This is a genomic window from Novosphingobium sp. BF6, from assembly GCF_058273105.1.
The window spans coordinates 681,063-702,243 of record NZ_CM177776.1; the positions used below are offsets into that span (position 1 = coordinate 681,063).

Genomic DNA, 21,181 nt, shown 5'->3' on the forward strand with positions numbered 1-21,181 from the left:
ACCGCCGGACTTCCTTCATCCGCCGATCGCCCTATCAAGCATGGCGATCGCAACAGCCAGGCATGCGATGCGGGTCGGGCCGCGACCGATGTCGCCAAAATGATGCTCTTCATGCGCAACCGGATAGCCGAGACGCGCACAGGCGAAGTGAACGAGCCCTGGTTCCTCGTCCGGCGCTCCAGGTCCGGCGAAGCCAGTTATAGCCATCGTGACATCGGCACTTGACTGAGTGAGCGCGCTTACCGCCATTGCCTCTGCGACCTCGCTGCTCACTGCGCCGCACCGCTCGATTGTAGCGTCGGCGATGCCCAGCAGTTCGCACTTGGCTCGATCACTATAGGCGACGAACCCGCGTTCGAATGCGTGGCTCTCGCCTTCGATGTCGGTTAGGAGCGCGCTCAGCATTCCGCCGGTGCAGCTCTCGGCCGTTGCAATGCTCAGCTTCGCGGCGCTCGCCTTCTCAAGCAGTGCGGCAGCGGCTCGAATGATCTCGGGCGGAAGGATCGGTCCGAGTGTCTCGGCGATGCCAGTGGATGAGGCTCCCATCGGGGTTCTTTCATTGGCTTTGACGATTGAAACGGCGGCGTGCGGGCGCAGTTCCAGTGGTCCCATTGATTGGGATGCGCGCTATCGTCTCAGCCAATCAATGCGAGAATCACATGAGCATTTCGACCAGATCATCATGATCAGTCTCGTCCGCGCGTCAGGATGACTTGGTTTAACCCAGATCAATCCTGCTGGCGTGTCGCGGTCACTAACTCACAATTTGCCGCATAGATCGGTCACTCGTCGAGCATCTGAGGAACGCTCGCGCGGTTTTGACATTGTACCGATCATCGAAACCGGAGTGCTGAGACATGGGCAACGTGCGTGACCGCACGGGGCGCGATGATGCCCCTTTGACCACATCCAAGGATCGCGATCGCGCCAAAGCCGCGGGAGATACGCTGGTCGAGGCCAAGGGCGACGCCCTGTCGGGAAAGACCGTCACCATCAATCGTCCGCGCCAGGATCTGTTCGACTATTGGCGGGACTTCTCCAACCTGCCGAGCTTCATGGACAATGTCGTCTCGGTCGAGGCGCTCGATGGCAAGCGCTCGCACTGGATTGTAAAGGCGCCCGGCGGCCGAACGGTGGAATGGGACGCGGCGATCACCGAGGAGATTCCAGGCAAGTTGATCGCCTGGGCTTCTGAAGAAGGCGCCGACGTCCCCAACAGCGGCCGGATCGATTTCCGCGATGCGCCCGGCGGCCGCGGCACCTGGGTCTCGGCCACCATCCTCTACGATCCACCAGCCGGCATCATCGGCAAGGTGATCGCCAAGATGTTCCAGCGCGAGCCGGCGATCCAGGCACGCCGCGACCTGCGGCGGTTCAAGCAACTCATGGAAACTGGCGAGGTCGCGACCGCAGCGCGCACCGCCAGACAGCTCGAAGAGGAGAAGAACTGATGCGCGCGCTCACCTGGCACGGCAAGCATGACGTTCGCGTCGATACCGTCGACGATCCTGAAATTATCAATGCGCGCGATGCGATCATCAAGATCACCTCGACCGCGATATGCGGTTCCGACCTTCACCTCTACGACGGCTATATCCCGACCATGCAGGCCGGTGACATCCTCGGCCACGAGTTCATGGGCGAGGTCGTCGAGGTCGGCGCCAAGTCGACTCTCAAGAAGGGTCAGCGTGTGGTCGTGCCCTTCACGATCGCCTGCGGCTCATGCTTCCACTGCTCGAAGCATCAATATTCGGCGTGCGACAACGGACTTCCCGCCGATAATCAGGACATCGCGCAGACCCTCTACGGCCAGCCGATGTCGGGCCTGTTCGGCTACAGCCACATGACCGGCGGCTATGCGGGCGGCCAAGCCGAATATGTCCGCGTGCCCTTCAGTGATGTCGGCCCGATCGTCATCCCCGACGGCGTCGAGGACGACAAGGTGCTGTTCCTGTCCGACATTCTGCCGACCGGGTGGCAAGCCGCCGAGTTCGCGCAGATCGAGCCCGGAGACACGGTCGCCGTCTGGGGATGCGGTCCTGTCGGGTTGTTCTCCGTTCAGTCGGCCTTCCTGATGGGCGCAGAACGGGTGATTGCCATCGACCACTTCCCGCACCGGCTTGAACTGGCGAAGAAGTTCGGCGCTGAGACGATCAACTTCGAAGAGACGAAGACTTACGAGGCGCTGATGGAGATGACCGGCGGGATCGGTCCCGACGCCTGCATCGATGCTGTCGGCCTCGAGGCGCATGGCTTCTTCGGCGATAATATCTGGGACCAGATCAAAGTCTCGACCTTCACCGGCACCGATCGCACCCATTCGATCCGACAGGCTATCCTTGCGTGCCGCAAGGGCGGTCGCGTCTCGATGCCGGCGGTCTATGGCGGTTTCGTCGACAAGTTTCCGCTCGGCGCCTTCATGGAAAAGGGCCTAACCCTCAAGACCGGCCAGACCAGCGTCCAGCATTACATGCCCGCCCTCCTCAATGCGATCATGGAAGGGAAGATCGATACGACCTTCCTCATCAGCCACCGGATGCCGCTCGAACAGGCACCCGAAGGCTACAAGTTGTTCCATGACAAGCAGAACGAGGTGACCAAGATCGTGCTGAAACCCGGCATGGATCTGGCCAAGGCTGCCTGACCCCAAATTCGTAGGAGAGATATCATGGCGAACAAGTTCGCGATCATCACCGGAGCATCGACTGGCATCGGGCTGGAGTTGGCCAAACTCGCTGCGGCGGATGGCTACGACCTGTTGTTGGTCGCCGACACTTCGTTTGAGAGCACCACGCCAGCGGGCGCAGAAACACTCGACGCCGACCTTGCGACCACCGAGGGCGTTGACGCGCTGCTCGCTAGGGCCGCCGGACGCAAAGTGGATTTGTTGTGCGCCAATGCCGGGCACGGGCTTGGACATGCATTTCTGGAGCAGGATGTCGCCGCGTGGCGTCATGTGATCGACACCAACATCACCGGCACCATCTATCTCCTGCAGCGCGTGCTGACCGACATGGTCGCACGCAATGAGGGCAAGATCCTCGTGACCGGCTCGGTCGCGGGCTACATTCCCGGCTCCTTCCAGGCGGTCTATAACGGCACCAAGGCGTTCGTGGACAACTTCACCGAGGCGCTCCGGAACGAGATCAAGGACGCTGATGGTGTTCAGCTCACCACCCTGATGCCCGGCCCGGTCGACACCGAGTTCTTCGCGCGGGGCGACATGCTCGATACCCAGGTCGGAGCAGACCCCAATAAGAGCGATCCCGCCGATGTGGCGAAGACCGGCTGGGATGCGCTGATGGGCGGCAAAGCATCGGTGTTCGCGGGCTGGAAGACCAAGGTCCAGGGCGTGATGGCGAATGTGACGCCCGGCGCGGTCCTCGCCGAGCAGCACCGCAAGATGGCCGAGCCGGGTTCTGCCGACCACCAGAAGGCCGATCACTGACCGTGGCTGATATCGCGAAGCCGCCCGTGCGATACAGTCCAGACGTAGAGCGGGTCGATCCAGAAGAAGCCGAGATTAATGCCGAACTGGCCGCGACCTTTCGGCAGATCATTGAGGCGAACCACGCGGATCTTGGCCACGGCTTTCGCGGCGTCCATGCCAAGAGCCATGCGCTGCTTCGGGCCGAATTTCGCGTGCTCGATGGCTTGCCCTCCGAATATGCCCAAGGCCTGTTCGCCCAACCAGGCCGTTATGATGCGTTGATCCGCGTCTCGACCGGGGCTGGCGATATCCTCCCTGACTCTGTCTCCCTGCTGCGCGGGATCGCGATCAAGGTTCTCGGGGTCGAGGGCGCACGGCTAGAGGGCAGCGAGGGCGACACGACGCAGGACTTCTTGCTGGTCAACGGTGTGGCTTTTCCCACGCCCGGCCCGAAGAAGTTCCTGCAGAATCTGAAGCTGCTCGTCAAGACCACCGACAAGGCCGAAGGGCTGAAGAAGGCCGTGTCGGCGGTGTTTCGCACGCTGGAGAAAGGCGTCGAGGCGCTGGGCGGCGAAAGTGCGCTGCTCGAACAGCTCGGCGGACATCGTCACACGCATCCGCTGGGCGAGCACTTCTTCAGCCAAGCGCCGATCCGCTATGGCGACTTTATCGCGAAGCTGGGCGTCGTCCCGCTCTCGCCCAATTTCAAGGCGCTCAAAGGCGAGGAGATCGACATCGCTGGCCGCGAGGACGCGCTGCGCGAGGAGATCGCCAGTGTTCTGGCTGAGGACGGCGGCGCATGGGAGCTTCGCATCCAGCTTTGCCGCGATCTCGAGGCCAATCCGATCGAGGATGCCTCGGTCGCCTGGCCCGAGGACGACAATCCCTATGTCGCGGTCGCTGTCATCAGCGTAGCCCCCCAGTCGAGCTGGAGCTGGGATCGTGCCCGTGTCCTCGACGACGACACCGCGTTCAATCCCTGGCATGGGATCGAGGCGCATCGCCCGCTCGGCGCTGTGATGCGTGCGCGAAAGGTTGCCTACGCCGCCTCGTCGCAACTGCGCAGCCGATTGAACGGTTGCCCGCTGCTTGAACCGGTGAGTGCGGACCTGCCTGCTTGAAGGTGAAGCTCAAGCCGCTTGCCAGCCAGGTGCTGGTGGTGACCGGTGCCAGCTCGGGAATTGGGTTGCTCGTCGCGCGAGCCGCGGCTGAGGCCGGCGCTAAGGTGTTACTGGTTGCTCGCGAAGTCGAGGCGCTCGACGCCATCCGTGACGACATCGTCGCTCTTGGCGGCGTTGCCGAGGTGGCGGCCGCTGATGTCGGCGATGCGGAAGCGGTGAAAGCGGCGACCGATCGCGCAATCAATCTGTTCGAACGCATCGACACCTGGGTCAACAATGCCGGAGTCGCCATTTACGCCAAACTCCTCGACACGCCCGAGGCCGAGCACGAGCGGCTGTTCCGGACCAACTATTTCGGTGTAGTGCATGGTTGCCTCGCCGCCGTGCCGCATCTGCGACGGCACGGCGGCGCGCTGATCACGGTGGCATCGATCGCCTCGGACATGCCGTCGCCGATCCTCGGCGCCTACGCCGCCTCCAAGCACGCAGTGAAAGCCTATGTCGAATCCTTGCGGATCGAGCTGCTGGCCGAGGCCGCGCCGATCGCCGTGACCCTCGTGAAGCCCGCCGGCATGGCAACTCCCATCGGCGTTCATGCCGCCAATCATCTCGAGGGCGAAGCGTTGGTGCCGCCGATCGCCTATGATCCGCAACTGGTTGCCGATACCGTGCTGTACTGCGCGCAGCAGGCCCGGCGTGAGGTGACCGTGGGCGGTATCGGCCGCGCGCAGGCCCTGTTCGCCACGCATTTCCCAACCTTGTTCGACCAGCTCGCACCGATCGTGGTGCCGTTCCTCTCCACAAGGTGCGTGCCGAAGACTGCCGATAACGATTTATGGAAGCCCGGTACGGACGGCGAAGCGCGGTCGCCGCACGAAACAGGACTTCATGTCAGTCCTTATACGAGCGTCGCGCTTCGCCCCAAGATGACGAAGGTGGCGGCGCTGGTGGCGGCGGTCGTCGGCGCTGGCCTGATCTGGCGGAGATCGCGGCGTTTGCCGCGGTCATCTTGAGCGCTTCATAACCCATATCGTCTGCATACAACCTTTGTCACTTTCGGGAGTTGCGGAAGCGAACAGGGAGATACTCTTCGCGCATGGCTATCGGCCTCACTGAATCTCGCGATCTGCGCGGCGGCACGGTGCCTTGGCGTTCGGCTGACTGGTCGATCCCGGCAAGCTGCACTCAACCTGACGATCGTGTCGATATCGCGATCATAGGCTCGGGCATCATGGGGGCAATCCTTGCCGAACGGCTCAGTTCGGAGGGACACGGTGTTGCACTGGTCGATCGGCGTCCGCCGGGATGCGGCAGCACCGCAGCGTCGACCGCCGAGATCATGTGGGCGATGGATGTTCCCATGATCCATCTCGCGCAGAAGATTGGCGAGGATGAAGCTGCGCGCCGCTGGATCCGGGTCTATCGCGCCGTGCGCGACTTCTCTGCCCGGCTCGATCGGCTCGGCATCGACGGCGCGAAAGTTGAGCGGCCGACGCTATATCTCGACGGCAATATCCTCGACGAGGACGGACTGAGGGCCGAAGCCGCTTTGCACGCTCGGTACGATCTTCCCTCGCGGTTTGCGATCGCAGACGAGACCGCGACCCGTTTCGGCATCGCACCGCGTCCGGCGATCGTATCGGACGGCGGATTCGAGATCGACCCGGTGAAGCTCTGCCACGCTTTGATAGTCCGCGCGGCGAGGCAGGGAGCGACCGTCAGCTACCCGCTCGATGTCGTGGCGCTTCATCCCTCGAGTGACGGCGTCGAGCTCGAATGCGCGTGCGGCACCCGCATTGCTGCTCGCGAGGTCATCATCGCCAGCGGTTATGAACGCGCAGGGCTTTTCCTTCCGCCAGCGTTCAGCCTGCTCTCGACCTTCGCCATTGCGACCCCGCCCGGCACCGCACCGATGTCCTGCTCGAATGCCATGATCTGGGAAGCGGCCGAACCCTATCTCTACATCCGGACCAATCAGGAAGGCCGGATCATCGCCGGAGGCGAGGACATCGCTGGCGTTGACGAGCATAACCGGAACGCGCGCATCGGCGAGAAGGCGGGCGTGATCGCAGCAAAGCTCGAGACGTTGCTCGGGATGCCTATCGTCGTCGATCGCGCCTGGGCCGCCACCTTCGGTTCTTCGCCAGACGGCCTGCCCGCGATCGGACGCGCGCGCCTGCTGCCCCACGCCTGGATGTCGGCGGGCTACGGCGGTAACGGTATAGCGTTCGCCGCGCTCGCGGCCGACCTGATTTCGCAGGAACTGTCAGGAACGCGAGATCCCGACGCCGATGCGTTTGATCCCTACCGATTCGAGGAAAGTCGGGCGTCGAACGCGGACGACAATTTGCGGGCCGTTTCATGAAATGGGTCGTTCTTCTTTTGCTGTCGCTGACTGCAGGCTGTGACGCGCTGCCGCGCGATCCGGCTGAAACGACACAAAGGATCAAGACTAGCCGAGAATTCACCGTCGGTTTCGCAGATGCGCACGTCCGGGCGGCGTCGGAGGCAACACGCCTGCTTAGCGAAATCGAGCGACGCACCAGTGCGCGACCGCACTTCATCCTCCTTGAAGGCGAGCCGCTGCTCAAGGCGTTGGGCGCAGGCAAAGTCGATCTGGTTATCGGGCGGTTCGCTGAGGATAGCCCATGGGCGACCGAGGTTGCCTTCGGGCCTGCGCTCGCGACCAGCGGTCCGAAAGGCGACCGGCAGGAACTCAAGGCGGCAATGCGCAATGGCGAAAATCGCTGGATCATGACAGTCGAGCGCGCGAGCCGCGCTATCTCGGCAGAAGCGAGGCGGCAATGAGCGACAACAGCTTGCCGGAGGAGCTCGAGGCCACGATGGCGAAGGCCATCAGGCTCGAATATTGGAATATCTTCTGGACGCTCACTGTGATCGTCACCATGGGCTTGGTGCTTGGACAAAGCGAGACGATGAAGACCGCCTGGGTCGAGGATACGCTCGGCCTGGTGCCGCCGCTCATGTTCCTTGTCGCCGCCCAGCTCGAACGTCATGGTTCGCGGTCGGCACATTTTCCGTTCGGGTTCGAACGGGTGAACGGCCTTGGCTTCTTCGTCGCGGCAGTAGCGCTCACGGCAGTCGGGGCACTGCTCCTCTACAACGCGATCATGGCCCTCGCCTCGCTCGAACATGCGACGGTCGGCTCCATCGTCATCTTCGGTCACGACATCTGGCTCGGCTGGCTGATGATCGCGGCGCAGCTCTATTCGCTGGTTCCTCCGATGATCATCGGCCGCAAAGAACTTCCGCTTGCTGAGAAGCTCAACGACAAACTGCTTCATACCGATGCGCTGATGAACAAGGCCAATTGGTTGACCGGCGCGGCCGGCCTGTTCGGCGTGATCGGTCTCGGCCTTGGCTGGTGGTGGGCGGACTCGGTCGCGGCCGCACTGATCTCGATCGATGTGCTGAACGACGGCATCAAGGCGTTGCGATCCTCCACCGCGGAACTGGTTGACGGCGCACCGCGCGCGCTGTCGAGTGTCGAACTGTCGGAGGACGCTCAACAGCTCTGCGATCGGTTGCAGAAAGAATATCCCGACGCCACGATCCAGCTGCGGGAGACCGGGCGGCTGATCCGCGCCGAAGTCCATGGCACGCACCCGCCGCGTGAGTGCCGCCATCCACGCCATTACTGGCCCGGCGACGACGAGCGATCCTGGCGCCTCGCGCAGGTGAGCTTCATCCCGCCGATCGCCGAAACAAAGGACAATGACGGGTCAGGCGGCTAGCGCTATCGGTCACCCGTTGACGATCGTGCCGCCATTGGGATGCAGCACCTGTCCCGACATATAGCTTGAGTCCTCGCAGGCGAGGAACAGGAAGGCTGGCGCGACCTCGTTGGGCTGGCCTGGCCGACCCATCGGCGTCTGCTCTCCGAAGTTCTCCAGCTTTTCCGGGCTCGCCCCACCGCAAGGATTGAGCGGCGTCCAGATCGGTCCCGGCGCGACCGCGTTCACGCGAATGCCGTCCTCGATCAAATTTTCGCTCAGCGAGCGGGTGAACGCCGTGATCGCGCCCTTGGTCGAGCTGTAGTCGAGCAGTTCCTTGCTGCCCTGATACATGGTGACCGAGGTACAGTTGACGATCGCCGCACCCGATTTGAGGTGAGGTCGCGCTGCCTGCACCAGGAAAAACATCCCGAAGATATTGGTCTGGAACGTGCGGCGCAGCTGTTCCTCGGTGATGTCAGTGATGTCCTTGTCGGGATGTTGCTCGCCGGCATTGTTGACGACGATATCGATCCTACCAAACGCTTTCATCGTCTTCGCAACGACGTCGTCGGCGAATTCGCGCTCACCGATGTCGCCACGAATGGTGATTGCCCTGCAGCCCTCGGCCTCGACGATCCGCTTGGTCTCGGCTGCGTCATCGTCCTCCAGCAGATAGACGATGGCGATGTCGGCACCCTCGCGGGCATAGAGCGCGGCGACCGCCCGGCCGATTCCGCTGTCAGCGCCGGTGATGATCGCGACCTTGTCCTTCAGGCGTTCCGATCCCTTGTAACGCGGCTGCCATTCAGGTTTCGGTTCCAGCTTGCTCTCATGGCCCGGCAGCTTGTCCTCATGGATCATCTCTGTGGTCTCGGTCATCTACGCATCTCCTTTGCTGCAAGAACCCATTCGCACCCGAAGAGTTCTCACAAAGTCGAACGGATGATCGCAGATGCGCGGCAGCCGAAACCAAGGAGATGATCGATGCCGCTGAAAGCTCTTGCTCTGAACTGCACCCTCAAGGCGGACGCCAATGAGGAAAGCTCGACCGATGCGATGATCGCGGTGCTGGAGAAGGCCTTCGGGGAAAAGGATGTGACGATCAACGAGACGGTGCGGGTCGCGGCGCTCGACATCAAGCCGGGCGTCACATCCGACGAAGGCGATGGTGATGAATGGCCTGCGCTCCGGACCAAGATTCTCGCCCACGATATCCTGATCTTCGGCGGCCCGATCTGGATGGGACAGATCGGCAGCATCGCCAAGCGCGTGCTGGAACGCATGGACGCATTCCTCGACGAAACGGACGACCAAGGGCGCATGCCGAGCTACGGCAAGGTCGCGGTGGCAGCGATCGTCGGCAACGAGGATGGCGCGCATTTCTCCTCCGCCCAGCTGTTCCAGGCGCTGAACGATGTCGGCTGGACAATCCCGGCGGTCGCAGCCTGTTACTGGGTTGGCGAAGCGATGGGCTCGACTGACTTCAAGGATGTGAAACAGACACCGGATAAGGTGACTGAGACCGCAAAAATGGTCGCCGGCAATGCGGCGCACCTTGCTAGGTTGCTGAAGGCGGATCCTTATCCATGAGCCAAAGGACAATCCTCTCGTCGCTGGTCGGCCGGGGGCGCATGAACTTGGTCATGGTCTTACTCTTCTATCCCTACCGCGTCGCGACCTTTCCCGACGACCGCCGTGCCTAGCGGTTGGCTTAACCAAGATGGCCGAATAAGGCGTAAGCGTCGCGCTTCTCGTCTCGGCTGCTCGCACCCGCGCGCTCGGCATCCCTATTCGGCCCGCTTGCCCAATAAAGGTGGCACGGCGGGATGTTCCACCATTCATAGGCGTCACGCAGATCGGAGAAATGCCGCTCGATCAAGGGTCTGATCGCCGTGCGCATCTGGTAGGCCGCAAGCTTCCCGCAGGGTTTGAGCGCCAAGGCGGTCTCGCGCATGATCACCTCGCCTTCACGCGGCCCTAGCGTCGAGAAGGGCAGCCCTGTCACAATGCAGTCGGCCTGGCCCAGGCCATGGCGGTGAAGGTGGGGGTTCACCTCAGCCGCCGATCCTTCGATAACGATCAGTCGGCGGTCCTCACAGTCGGAGCGCAGGCTTTTAGCGAACTCTGCGCCGGTTTCGATCGCCACGAGCCGTGCGTCACCGCGCAAGCGCCGGAGGATTTCAAAAGTGAAGCGTCCGCTCCCCGGTCCATACTCGATCAACAGTTCGATTTCTGTCCAGTCGAGCGGCTTAAGTAAATGATCGACCATCTTCATGCTCGCCGGAAAGGCCGACCCGACGGCGCTCGGGTTTCGCATGAATTCCGACAAAGCAACCCAGCCTGTGTCTTTCATCGACCTCTCCTTCAATGGAGAAACCGCTGTGCGCCCGATCGGGTTCAAGGCATTTTTCAGATGGTAACATTCCGGTTCCAAATCCATCGCACACGTTCAGCTTCAACTGGATCGCACCTTATCTCGTGGATATACAGTTCCGGGCATCAGGAGCTTATGGCATTGGATTCAACCGGAACCGACGCGAGGACCATCGACGAACTTCAGGCCATGGTCGCGCGCTCGCGTCTGGACGGAGACCGTCTCAAGCTAGCGCTCGCAGCCGGCGCGATTGTTGGGACATGGTTTTGGGACGTGCCTGCCGATCGCTTCACCGTCGATGAGCCTTTTGCCCAAGCCTTCGGTCTCGACCCCGCCTTGGGGCGGGACGGTCTCAGTCTCAAGAAGATCGTCGAGACCGTCCATCCCGAGGATCGCGCGGGCCTCATGGCCGCAATTGAGGAGGTGCTTGCGAGGGGCGGCCGCTATGCTCATCAGTATCGTGTATGCCGCACCGATGGCCAATATCATTGGATCGAGGCCAACGGCCACGTCGTTCATGATGAAAGCGGCAAGCCCATAAGTTTTCCCGGCGTTGTCATCGACGTTGGTGAACGACGCCGGGTCGAGGCCGAACGCGACAGCGCTCGGGCATTGCTGACCAATTTCGTCGAGGCGATGCCGGGCGTCGTCTATGCCAAGGATCGCGCTGGCCGCCTGCTGATCGGCAACCATGGTACGAGCGAACTCATAGGCAAGGCGCCGCAGGATTTTATCGGCCGCACCGATATGGAGGTGCTGGAGGACAAGCAGCAAGCCGCCATCGTGATGGCCACCGACCAGCGGATCATGGCCGGCGGCCATTCCGAACAGGTCGAGGAGGATGTGAATTTCCCCGATGGCCGGCGTGCGATCTGGCTGTCGACCAAATCACCCTTGCGGGATGCCGATGGCACAGTGGTGGGCCTCGTCGGAACGTCGCTCGACATCACCGAGCGCAAGGCCATCGAAGCCAGCCACCGCGAGATCGAAGAGCGCTATCGGCTGGCCATCGGGGCGACCAGCGACGTCATCTGGGATTGGCGCCTTGCCGATGGCCACGTCATCTGGAACGAGGCATTGGCGACGCGTTTCGGCCATGCCGAGGAGCAGACTAGCGCGCAATGGTGGCTCGATCACATCCATCCCGGCGACCGCGCGCGGATTGAGGCTAGCATCCACGTCGTGATCGATCATGGCGGCATCAGCTGGACTGACGAATATCGCTTCCAGCGCGCTGATGGCAGCTACGCTTTCGTGCTCGATCGCGGCGCCGTGCTGCGCAGTGGCCATGGCGCTCCGGTGCGCATGATCGGCGCGATGCTCGACCAGACCGAGCGCAAGGCGGCGGAAGCCGCGCTGGCCGAAAGTGAAGAGCGGCTGCGTCTCGCGACCGAAGCGTCCGATATCGGCTTCTGGGACGTCGACATCATCGAAGACGTGTTGATCTGGCCGGCCCGCACCAAGGGCATGTTCGGCATTTCGCCTGATGTGCCGGTATCGATGCGCGACTTCTACGCGGGATTGCACCCGGACGATCTCGAAAAGACAAGCGCGGCATTCGCAGCTGCCGCCGATCCTGATCTGCGCGCTCCCTACGATGTGGAGTATCGCACTGTTGGCAAGGAGGACGGGATCGTCCGCTGGGTCGCAGCCAAGGGTCGCGGCGTGTTTGAGAAAAATCGCTGCGTCCGCGTGGTCGGAGTTGCGATCGACGTCACCGCGCGCAAGGCTGATGAGGTCCAACTCCTCGAACTCAATGAGCGGCTCGAACTGCGTGTCGCTGAGGAGGTCGCCGAACGGACAAAGGCCCAGGATGCGCTACGTCAGAGCCAGAAGATGGAAGCCGTGGGTCAACTCACCGGCGGTATCGCGCACGATTTTAACAATATGCTCGCCGTCGTTGTCGGGTCGCTGGACCTACTGACCCGGCGGATGGGCGACGCTGACCCTAGAGCGCGGCGCTATGTTGATGCTGCCATGGACGGTGCGCGTCGAGCAGCGCAACTAACTCAACGCCTTCTGGCCTTCTCGCGGCAGCAGCCGCTCAAGCCCGAGCCAATCGACGCGAACAAGCTGGTTGCCGGCATGTCTGATCTGCTGCGCCATGCGCTTCCCGATATTCAGCCCGAAACCGTCTTAGCTGGCGGCCTTTGGCGGACTTTCGCCGATCCCAACCAGCTCGAGAATGTCATCCTGAACCTCGCCGTCAACGCGCGAGATGCCATGGCCTATGGCGGGAAGCTGACAATCGAAACTGCAAACTGTCATCTCGACGCGCGATACGCCGCCGGACATCTTGGCGTCCCGGCTGGGCAGTATGTGATGATCGCTGTGAGCGACACCGGCAGCGGCATGCCCGAAGACGTCATCGCCAAGGCGTTCGACCCATTCTTCACGACCAAGGAGGTTGGGCGCGGCACCGGTCTTGGCCTCAGCCAGGTCTATGGCTTCGTCAAACAGTCAGGCGGGCATGTGAAGATCTATTCCGAGATTGGCCAAGGCACCACGGTGAAGGTGTATCTGCCACGTCTCTTGGGCCCGGTTGCAGAGGTGGAAGGTGCCCAGACGGACGGCACCTTGCCGCTGGGGGAAAGTCAGGAAGTGATTCTCGTTGTTGAGGATGAGCCGGGCGTGCGCCAGTTCTCGGTCGATGCTCTAACCGAGCTTGGCTATCGCGTGCTTGAGGCCGATGGAGCAGCAGCCGCGCTTAAGCTGATCGACACCCATCCCGATATTACGCTCATGTTCACTGATGTCGTCATGCCCGAGGTCAACGGTCGCAAGCTTGCAGACGAGGCACGCCAGCGCCGTCCCAGCCTCAAGGTTCTTTTCACTACCGGCTACACCCGCAACGCCGTCGTTCATAACGGTGTGCTCGACCACGGCGTACATCTGATCGGCAAGCCGTTTACGGTCGAGGAACTGGCAACGGCTGTCCGTCTCGTGATCGAGGAAAAAACCGGATAAAACTGTCAGGCGTATTGCCGCCCCGCCGCTTCGTGCGTCCTGACCCGGCAGCTTTCGGCGTGAGCCGACATATCGAGCGCTGGATCGGAACGGCGTATCTTGGTCGGCAGACGCCGCCGCCGGAAGGGCAGGTATCCTTGAAAGCCCGCTCTGAACCGGACAGTCGCCTATCGGCCATTCTCCGCCCTCGCTCTGGCAGCCACCGTGCTCTTCTGGCTCTGATCAACGAGTCCTGAGCCTAGCTACAGACATCTTCCGAGGCGGGGTTCGAAGTTCTGGAAGCCGGAAGTGCCGACGAAGCGCTAAATCTTCTCGATAGCCATGAAGGTATCTGCCTGCTTTTTTCGGAAATCTACATGCCGGGTAGGATGGACGGGCTCGAACTCGCCCAAATCGTGCATCGGCGGTGGCCTCCGGTACGGCTTCTGCTGACATCCGGCAATCATATCCCGAGCATTGAGACCCCGCCGCAGCGAGGATACCTCATTCGCAAGCCCTGGAAGCCGCAGAGTTTGATGGAGAGGGTTGAAGAAGTTTTCCGTATAAGCAAAGCCCGAGCTTTCGTAGGGAAATATGAAATCGTACTGACACATGTTAATTTTTAATGGGATGCTGCTTCTTTCTAGGAGTCTCGGCGTTTGGCTACTGTCCGGACGATAGTCGTTCCGACCAATTTGACTGGAATGAACATGTCTGAGACTTCCCACGACATTTCGACGCTCAATTCCTTGATCGCCACCACTATCGACAGTGTGGACGGCTATACCGAAGCGGCGAAGGACAGCGACACCGGTCGGTTCGGATCATTGTTCACCAGCCGCGCTTCCGAACGCCGCGAAGTCGCCTCGCGGCTTCAGCATGAAGTAGCCCGCCTGGGCGGCAATGCGGAAGATGATGGCACTGTTCTCGCCGGCGCCCACCGCATGTTCCTCAATCTCAAGGCGTCGATGACCGGCCATGACGACAAAGCAATCGTCAACGAAGTCGAAGCGGGCGAAGATCATATCAAGGCGAAGTTCGAGGATGCCCTCGAAGATCGCGAACTCTCGCCGGGAGTGCGTCAGTTGATCGAGACTTGCTACGCCTCGGTCAAGGCGGGCCACGATGAGATGCGCGACATTAAGCATTCGATGGAACGTTGAATGCCAACTTCTTGAGGAGAAGGGCTGGCGGCTTGGCCGCCAGTCCGCTCTTTAGGCCAGCCCTTCTCTTAGGAGAGTGCTGCGAGCACGCGGGCTGACGCGAGTTCGGTAACCGTAGGCGCTCTGTGGACCACGATCCGGTCCTCGGTCCAGGCGATCAATCCCGCGCGGTCGAAGGCGGAGAGCCAGCCCTCCATCGGCCATTGCCCCCACTTTTCCCGGAATACGCGCGCGTTGCGCACGATATCTGCGAAATGCTGGAACGGCGGCTCGAACGTATCGTGGAACTGGTGGAAAGCTCCGGGTCCTCCCATGAACAGCAGCGGCAGGCCCGTCTCTCTTGCGCGAAATCCGAAATCGGTATCTTCCGCGCCATAGCCGGTGAAAGCCTCGTCGAAACCGCCGAGGTCATGGAAAGTGTCGCGCCGTATGCCGAACACCAGCGACCAGAATAATCCCGCGTCATGCACCGCACGCAGTCCGCTGGCGGGAAAACTGCGCGCCGCATGTCCCGACGAACGCGACAGCAGATCAGCCTCTTGCCACTCTTCCCGCGCGTCATTCGGCCCTAGATAGCGCACTTGTGCGCATACCAGCGCGTCGTGCGTTCCAACCACTTCCGCCATGGCCCCGACCAGATCCCGCATGGGAATACAGTCGACGTCCAGAAAGAGCAGCACTTCTCCGCCTGCTTCCCGCGCCGCCGCATTGCGCGCGGCTGCCAGGGGAAGACCTGTCTGGGCAAGGCGCAGGATTCGCACCGAAAAGGGCACGTCGTCCACGGCGACCGGGCGGGCACTCCCCATGTCCACGACGACCAGCTCGTCTGGCCTGGCCGCGCTCCGGCGCAGCCCTTCGACCAGTTGCGCCAGATGCGCTGGCCGGTCCTTGACCAGGGTCAGGACGCTAATCGTCATGGCAGCAGGCGCCATAGATCGAGCCTATAGTGCGGCATGCGATCCGCCGCGATAACCTCGACCCGCGTGCCCAACATGGTCCGTAGTTTGAGAGCGGCCTCGTCCCCGCTTTGAGGATAGTCGGTTGCGCCGGTCCAGTGAACCAGCAGCACTTCTCCGTTCGGGGTTACATGCGAGCCCAGCCACCGGGCCGCCTCCAGCAAGTCGGGGTCGGACCAGTAGTAGGCGACTTCGGATAGCACCACGAGATCGAACGAGGGGGCTGGTGCCAGTCCGGGGAACGCCATCCTGGCAAAGGACACATGGTCGATAGCCGCGCAGCGCGCCCTTGCCGCGCGCAGCGCAGTCGGGCTGACATCGACGGCCAGCAGTTTGTCACAATGGGGTGCCAGCATCTGCGTGAGGACGCCCTTGGCGCAGCCGATCTCTAAAGCGTTCTCGTAAGTCCGGCTCCCAAGAACGCCTATCGTATGCGCATATTTCTCACGCTCATAGGTGCTTGTTTCCAGGTCCCACGGGTCCTCGGTCTGTCGAAACATCTCTTCGAAATACTCGGGAGTAATGCTGGCGGATGGCCGGGTCATGGGAATCTCCGCAGGAACAGGGTGTCGGCGGCAGGCATTCGCCGGCGATCTGGGGGCAGGCGAAAGCCCGGACCTCGAACAGGTGTGAGTTGGCTGCGATGCGTGCGCAGGGCCTGTCGGCGTTTTCCGGCGAGCATCGACCGCGTGCCGAGCTTTCGGTAATTGCGCCCCTGCGGAACCTCGGCCCAAACGCAGTACTCCGCCACGATCAGCCTGCGTTTTGCGGTGGCACGCACGGCATAGGCGAGGCTGGCGGCAGCGGCATGATCGCAGTGGGGTTCGTGCCGGGCGGTCACGGCGATGGCATCGACCCACAGGCGGCGGCATAAGGCACCGAGCACCGAGGCAGTGCGGGCGAAGGTTCTGCTTTCGGGCGCCGCGGGCGCGGCGTCTTTCCAGCCGAGGTGAATGGGCCGGGAACCGCGGCTGCTTGTCAGCAGACAAAGAGCCGCAGCGGCTTCCCGTTTCCGCAGTGCCGCAAGACCGGCGCTATCGGCATGCGATCCCGATCCGTCGGTGAGATAGACGAGCGCTGCGAAATGGCCGCTGGCTGCGGTCTGGCTGATCAAAGCGCCGGCCCCCAGGGTTTCATCGTCGGGGTGCGGAGCGAGAACCAGCCAGCGCAAGTTGCGCCAGGGCCGGTCGGCGAGCGAGAACGTCACCATAAGGCGTCACCGTCGCCCCAGGCATCGCGATCGAGCCAGGCCAGCGCCGCCTGGTCGCGGGCGTGATCTGGGCCGGCCTGGCGAAGGTAGAGGGCGAGGTCGCGGGTGATCTTGTCGATCCGGCCCCCGTCCATTGCGCTGCGGGTGCCGACGATCCGGGCGGACAGTTCCATCACGTCGAGCGCGGCGCGCTCGACCACGCCGCGGGTCATGTGGGCGAAGGCCGGGCCGTCCCTGTCGTCCCGAGCCGCGCGCATCGCGCATTCGCGGACCCAGAGATAAGCGGTGCGGGCAGCGGCAACGCCGTCTGCGAACTTTGCACGTTGCAGCGGGTCGCGTCGCGCGGTCTCGGACATGGCGAGCCGGGTCTCGGTAAGCAATGCCTCGATACCGCCAAGCTGCACGGCGGTGAAACGCCAGGCCCCGGTGGTGAAGCGCGGGTCGCGGTCGTAGTCGCCCGGCAGGCCCAGCAGGTCGATTTCCTCGACGGGGATGCCCGTCAGATTGTAAAGCCCGCTGTTGGTGGCCCGCATGCCGCGAACGCGCCATCCCGACAGGTCGGCGCGGTCCGGGTCGTTGGCGGGCACGATCACCATCTGCCGTGGGCCTTCAGGCGGCTGCGCCGTGATGACGGCTGCGGCCAGCCCTCCAGCGCCGCTTGCGAAGGATTTGCTGCCGTTAAGCTGATGCACACCATTCCTACCGATGACGAGTGCCACGCCAGGGGCCGGTTCTGTGGCCCAGATGCCGTAGAATGCCCCTTGCGCCAGTTCGCGTTTGACGCGGATTGTCTGTGCCGGAGAGCCGTACCATTCGAACAAGGCCAGCGCATTCACATGGCCTTCGTAGAGGCGGCCCAGACTGAGGTCGGCGCGGCCTACGATGCGCAGGACGTCAAACAGCGCGGTGTGTCGCGCCGCTGCGTCGGCGAACCGGGTGCCGCCGTTGGAGAGCGATGCAAAATCGCGGTGCAATCCTGCCGAGGCGAGACAGCGCATGCTGTCTGCCGGAAAGACCGGCGCCGCGTCGTAGCGTGCACCAAGATCTGCGAGGCGAAGCGATATCGCCGCCGCCCGCACTGCCGGTCCTTGCGGATCAGACGAGGCGAGGGTGGATGCCATTATGCCGCGTGCTCAAGGGAGAGAGCGGCCAGTCCGGCCAACCAGGACGCGGCCTTTCGCGCACCGGCCGCATCGTGCAGTGCGCTCTGTGCCTCGGGCGGAAGGCGCAGGGCCTGTTCGATGAGGTTCGGCCAACGTTCGGCGGGGGGCCATTCGGAAAGGACGAGTGCAGCCTGCATCGCGGCGAGGCCGGTGGCGGTGGCATACTGTTCGCTGAAAGGGCGGCTCTCGGGAATGCAGATGAAGGGCCGGCGGGCTGCCACAACCGCGCCGACCAGGCCATCTCCGCCCGCGCCCACGACGATCGCGGCCCGGGCGATCTCGCGCTCGGGTACGTCGCTCCATCCGGCGAAAGTCAGGTTCGGTGGCATATTCGCAGGGGCATGGGCCGGGCCGATCACGCGCCATTCCCATGCTGGACATGCGCGGGCCGCGGAGGCAATCCGCGTGCCGTCGCCGGTTACACCGCCGCGTCCAAAGACGACCAGCACGCGGTCCGCCATCGGGGCATCGCCGGCAGGCGCGGCGGTGATGCCGGGGAAATAGCTGCTCTTCTCGCGCACCCAATCGGGCGTGCCGGGCGCTTCCAGCAAGCGGGGAAAGGGCGCCAGCAAAGCCGTCGCTCCCCGGAACGCCTCGAGATGGGCGGTATCGCCGCGCTCGCCATTGAGGCGGACGCAGATCGTCGGGACCGAGGCGAGCCGCGCCAGCATCGCCACTTCGACCGAGACGTCGACGACCATCAGCGAGGGGCGCTCCTGAGCGATCCAGGCGGCGATGCGCGCCACGCGGCCGCGGATGCCGGCATGATCGAGCGGCGCGTAGTGGAGCGCGGCGGGGCGGCAAGGCGCCTGATCCGATCCGTCGAAGCAGAGGGAGGGCGGGCGGTCGTCCGGCAGATCGATGCCCGCGTCACCGATGCCCGTGCCCAGCAGCACGACGGGCCGTCCAGACGCGGCCGCAATGGCGGCGGCGCGGGCACGGTGGCCGGCGCCGTGGTGATGGACATAGTAGCCGATCGGGCGAAAGGTCACGAAACCAGCTCCAGGGTCATGTCATGCGGCATCGGCGGCAATTGCGGTTCCGTCTGCGCGATCAGGGCCGCGCCTTCCGGACTGGCCCGCAGGCGTTGCCGCCACATCGCCCGCGCGCGCCAGTGCGAGAATGCAGGCGCGCGGGGCGGTTCGCCGCGTGCGGCAAGGTCGAACAGATCCTGCATGGCCAGAGCCATGCCGGCATCTGCCCGGCCTTCGCGGCGGGGGGAGACGAAAGTGAAGACATCGGCGGGATGGGCGAGCCGTCCGCCTTTCGCCAGCGCGGCCGTCACCAGCGCGCGGTCCTCGCCCGAAGCGAGCGGCGGCACCCCGCCGCAGCGAATGTAGAGTTCCGCCCGGATTGCCAGCGAGGCGCCGGTATGATCGCCGTGGCGCGGCGCCGGATCCCACGGCACCGGGTCGAGGTCGTCCTCGATGGCGCGCACGGCCTGCCAGTATCGCTCCCAGGCCCGGCGCAGGACCAGCACGCCCGGCGGCAAAGGTTCGGCCGGTTCGATTGCGATCCGTCCGCCGACCAGATCGGCTCCACGCGCAATGGCGCGGGCTATGTTGGCGAGCCATTCGGACGGCGGCCGGGTATCGGCGTCGGTGCTGACCAGGACACCGCTTTCGGGTGCCGTCAGCAGGGCGAGGCCCATGGCCATTGCCATCCGGCGGGCAAAGCCGGCGTGGGCGCGGGCCGGGGGGAAAGTCGCCTCCTCGGCATGGATCAACAGCCGTCCGGCATGGCGACGCCGGGCCTGTTCCAGCACGGCGATACTGTCGTCGGTCGAATTGTTGACGGCGACCGCGACGATGATCGGCGCGTTCCAGTTCTGCGCCGCCAGGGCGTCCATGAGTACCGGCAGCCGGTCCGCTTCGTCGCGGGCCGGGACGCAGACGCACAAGTCGAGGCGGTCCTCAGGCATGTATGCTGTTATCCAGCGACGCGCCAACCGCAGCTTCCGCGAAGGCCGCTGGTGACGCCGACAGGGCATTGGCGCGTCCCATGGCGATCCGGCGCCGATAGAGCGCCTCGTAACCGTCCACCATCCGCCGGGCATCGCATATGTACTCGGCACGCTTGCGGCAGTCCCGGCGGTCGAGGGTGAGGGCGGCACGTCCGGCGGCGGCGAGCGAGGCGAGATCGTCCGGCATCGCCAGCACGCCGCAGCTGGGATCGAGAATCTCCGGGATGGCGCCGCGCGCGAAGGCGGCCACCGGGACACCGCAGGCCAGCGCTTCGGCTACCACCAGGCCGTAGGGTTCGTCCCACATCGGCGTGCAGAGGAATGCCCGTGCTCCGCCGACCAGCCGAGCCAGTTCGCTATGCGCGAGATGGCCGACATGGACGGTATCGGGGCCCAGCTGCGGGGCGATTCGGGTGCGGAAATAGTCCTGGTCGAGGATCGGTCCGGCAATGCGCAGCGGCAGGCCGATGCGGCGCGCCGCATCAATGGCGAAATGCAGGCCCTTTTCCGGCACGATCCGCCCGTACCAGACGAGATAGCCTGTCTCGTCCGCATGGCGGCGGAATGCGAAATCGTTCAGGTCGATTCCGTTCAGGATGACTTCGTCCGCCTTGGCGACATGTTCCCACAGCGCCGCGACCGACTGCGAAATGGCGACGAAAGCATGGTTTCGTGCCGAACAAAGCCGCACGCCGCTCTCCAGCCAGCAGAACGGCGGGGTGTGCAAGGTCGTCACAATTGGCATCGGGAGCGCATCCGCCAGCGTCACCGGCAGGTAATGGAGCGAATTGTTATGGATCACATCGAAATCGCGGTGCCGAAGCCCGTTCATCAGGCTGAGATAGGCGTGGTGTTCCTTGAAGAACGCTACGTTGGGAGCCTCCGTTGTGCCGATGGTAGCCAGCGCGGTCTCCGAGCAGATCGCTTCCAGGCCCAGTCGGCTTTCAGAGTGGGATGAGGCGAAAACCGTTACGGCATGGCCGCGTTCGCGCAGCGCCCGCGCGAGGAGGTGCGTGTGCATTTCCAGCCCACCGGCGAAGGGCTCGGCGATGGGGTGGCGCAGGTGGGCAATGATGCCGATCCGCAATCGCCGTTCCCGCCGCTGTTCCCACCCGCAC

General features: G+C 63.5%; 21 protein-coding genes and 1 pseudogene. 12 read left to right on the forward strand and 10 right to left on the reverse strand.

The features are described 5' to 3' along the window. Positions 1–15: 15 nt before the first annotated feature. On the reverse strand, positions 16–612 hold the full coding sequence (locus tag AC4D6D_RS18405) for a CinA family protein (protein WP_491328480.1): 597 nt from the start codon (positions 610–612) through the stop codon (positions 16–18). Positions 613–857: 245 nt separating this feature from the next. Between AC4D6D_RS18405 and AC4D6D_RS18410 the strand changes: the two genes are divergently transcribed. The 8 genes from AC4D6D_RS18410 (at position 858) to AC4D6D_RS18445 (ending at position 8,306) form a co-directional block, all read left to right on the forward strand. After that, the gene (locus AC4D6D_RS18410) at positions 858–1,451 is read left to right on the forward strand and encodes an SRPBCC family protein (RefSeq protein WP_491328481.1); all 594 of its coding nucleotides are present in this window, start codon (positions 858–860) and stop codon (positions 1,449–1,451) included. Then, positions 1,451–2,644 (forward strand): zinc-dependent alcohol dehydrogenase, encoded by a 1,194-nt coding sequence (locus tag AC4D6D_RS18415; protein WP_491328482.1) that lies wholly within the window; start codon positions 1,451–1,453, stop codon positions 2,642–2,644. The genes AC4D6D_RS18410 and AC4D6D_RS18415 overlap by 1 nt, the downstream gene beginning before the upstream one ends. A 24-nt stretch (positions 2,645–2,668) precedes the next feature. After that, positions 2,669–3,448: an SDR family NAD(P)-dependent oxidoreductase gene (locus tag AC4D6D_RS18420; protein ID WP_491328483.1), complete on the forward strand. Its 780-nt coding sequence runs from the start codon at positions 2,669–2,671 to the stop codon at positions 3,446–3,448. 2 nt (positions 3,449–3,450) lie between these two features. Then, complete coding sequence (locus AC4D6D_RS18425) at positions 3,451–4,551, forward strand: catalase family protein (protein WP_491328484.1); 1,101 nt, start codon at positions 3,451–3,453, stop codon at positions 4,549–4,551. A 2-nt stretch (positions 4,552–4,553) separates the two neighbouring features. Continuing rightward, positions 4,554–5,564, forward strand: coding sequence for an SDR family oxidoreductase (locus AC4D6D_RS18430; protein WP_491328765.1), 1,011 nt, complete (start codon positions 4,554–4,556; stop codon positions 5,562–5,564). An 83-nt stretch (positions 5,565–5,647) separates the two neighbouring features. Beyond that, positions 5,648–6,916, forward strand: coding sequence for an NAD(P)/FAD-dependent oxidoreductase (locus AC4D6D_RS18435; RefSeq protein WP_491328485.1), 1,269 nt, complete (start codon positions 5,648–5,650; stop codon positions 6,914–6,916). Further along, positions 6,913–7,359 (forward strand): hypothetical protein, encoded by a 447-nt coding sequence (locus tag AC4D6D_RS18440; protein ID WP_491328486.1) that lies wholly within the window; start codon positions 6,913–6,915, stop codon positions 7,357–7,359. Before AC4D6D_RS18435 ends, AC4D6D_RS18440 begins: the two co-directional genes overlap by 4 nt. After that, a complete protein-coding gene (locus AC4D6D_RS18445; RefSeq protein ID WP_491328487.1) occupies positions 7,356–8,306 on the forward strand; it encodes a cation efflux transmembrane domain-containing protein in 951 nt (316 codons plus the stop codon). The genes AC4D6D_RS18440 and AC4D6D_RS18445 overlap by 4 nt, the downstream gene beginning before the upstream one ends. A gap of 9 nt (positions 8,307–8,315) precedes the next feature. Here the strand turns inward: AC4D6D_RS18445 and AC4D6D_RS18450 are convergent, their stop codons facing one another. Next, positions 8,316–9,167, reverse strand: a complete 852-nt coding sequence (locus AC4D6D_RS18450; RefSeq protein ID WP_491328488.1) for an SDR family oxidoreductase — start codon at positions 9,165–9,167, stop codon at positions 8,316–8,318. Between the two features lie 105 nt (positions 9,168–9,272). On the opposite strand from AC4D6D_RS18450, the gene AC4D6D_RS18455 reads away from it, so the two are divergent. Next, the gene (locus tag AC4D6D_RS18455) at positions 9,273–9,878 is read left to right on the forward strand and encodes a flavodoxin family protein (RefSeq protein WP_491328489.1); all 606 of its coding nucleotides are present in this window, start codon (positions 9,273–9,275) and stop codon (positions 9,876–9,878) included. Positions 9,879–9,999: 121 nt separating this feature from the next. Here the strand turns inward: AC4D6D_RS18455 and AC4D6D_RS18460 are convergent, their stop codons facing one another. Next, on the reverse strand, positions 10,000–10,641 hold the full coding sequence (locus AC4D6D_RS18460; protein ID WP_491328490.1) for a class I SAM-dependent methyltransferase: 642 nt from the start codon (positions 10,639–10,641) through the stop codon (positions 10,000–10,002). Positions 10,642–10,797: 156 nt separating this feature from the next. On the opposite strand from AC4D6D_RS18460, the gene AC4D6D_RS18465 reads away from it, so the two are divergent. From AC4D6D_RS18465 to AC4D6D_RS18475, 3 genes and pseudogenes are all read left to right on the forward strand, one after another. Further along, on the forward strand, positions 10,798–13,629 hold the full coding sequence (locus tag AC4D6D_RS18465; protein ID WP_491328491.1) for a PAS domain-containing protein: 2,832 nt from the start codon (positions 10,798–10,800) through the stop codon (positions 13,627–13,629). A gap of 269 nt (positions 13,630–13,898) precedes the next feature. After that, positions 13,899–14,234, forward strand: a pseudogene (locus AC4D6D_RS18470) (hypothetical protein); the annotation flags it as partial. Between the two features lie 84 nt (positions 14,235–14,318). Next, on the forward strand, positions 14,319–14,771 hold the full coding sequence (locus AC4D6D_RS18475; RefSeq protein WP_491328492.1) for a PA2169 family four-helix-bundle protein: 453 nt from the start codon (positions 14,319–14,321) through the stop codon (positions 14,769–14,771). Positions 14,772–14,839: 68 nt separating this feature from the next. Here the strand turns inward: AC4D6D_RS18475 and AC4D6D_RS18480 are convergent, their stop codons facing one another. From AC4D6D_RS18480 to AC4D6D_RS18510, 7 genes are read right to left on the reverse strand one after another with little or no spacing between them, the layout of a single operon-like run. Then, positions 14,840–15,703 carry a glycosyltransferase family 2 protein gene (locus AC4D6D_RS18480; protein WP_491328493.1) on the reverse strand — a complete coding sequence of 288 codons (864 nt, stop codon included), beginning with the start codon at positions 15,701–15,703 and terminating at the stop codon, positions 14,840–14,842. Beyond that, on the reverse strand, positions 15,685–16,272 hold the full coding sequence (locus AC4D6D_RS18485) for an SAM-dependent methyltransferase (RefSeq protein WP_491328494.1): 588 nt from the start codon (positions 16,270–16,272) through the stop codon (positions 15,685–15,687). The genes AC4D6D_RS18480 and AC4D6D_RS18485 overlap by 19 nt, the downstream gene beginning before the upstream one ends. After that, on the reverse strand, positions 16,269–16,937 hold the full coding sequence (locus AC4D6D_RS18490; protein ID WP_491328495.1) for a PIG-L deacetylase family protein: 669 nt from the start codon (positions 16,935–16,937) through the stop codon (positions 16,269–16,271). The genes AC4D6D_RS18485 and AC4D6D_RS18490 overlap by 4 nt, the downstream gene beginning before the upstream one ends. After that, positions 16,931–18,058 carry an acyl-CoA dehydrogenase family protein gene (locus AC4D6D_RS18495; RefSeq protein ID WP_491328496.1) on the reverse strand — a complete coding sequence of 376 codons (1,128 nt, stop codon included), beginning with the start codon at positions 18,056–18,058 and terminating at the stop codon, positions 16,931–16,933. Before AC4D6D_RS18495 ends, AC4D6D_RS18490 begins: the two co-directional genes overlap by 7 nt. Beyond that, positions 18,058–19,092: a glycosyltransferase gene (locus AC4D6D_RS18500; protein WP_491328497.1), complete on the reverse strand. Its 1,035-nt coding sequence runs from the start codon at positions 19,090–19,092 to the stop codon at positions 18,058–18,060. Before AC4D6D_RS18500 ends, AC4D6D_RS18495 begins: the two co-directional genes overlap by 1 nt. Further along, positions 19,089–20,021, reverse strand: coding sequence for a glycosyltransferase family 2 protein (locus AC4D6D_RS18505; RefSeq protein ID WP_491328498.1), 933 nt, complete (start codon positions 20,019–20,021; stop codon positions 19,089–19,091). Before AC4D6D_RS18505 ends, AC4D6D_RS18500 begins: the two co-directional genes overlap by 4 nt. After that, positions 20,014–21,150 (reverse strand): glycosyltransferase, encoded by a 1,137-nt coding sequence (locus AC4D6D_RS18510; protein WP_491328499.1) that lies wholly within the window; start codon positions 21,148–21,150, stop codon positions 20,014–20,016. The genes AC4D6D_RS18505 and AC4D6D_RS18510 overlap by 8 nt, the downstream gene beginning before the upstream one ends. Positions 21,151–21,181 lie beyond the last annotated feature (31 nt).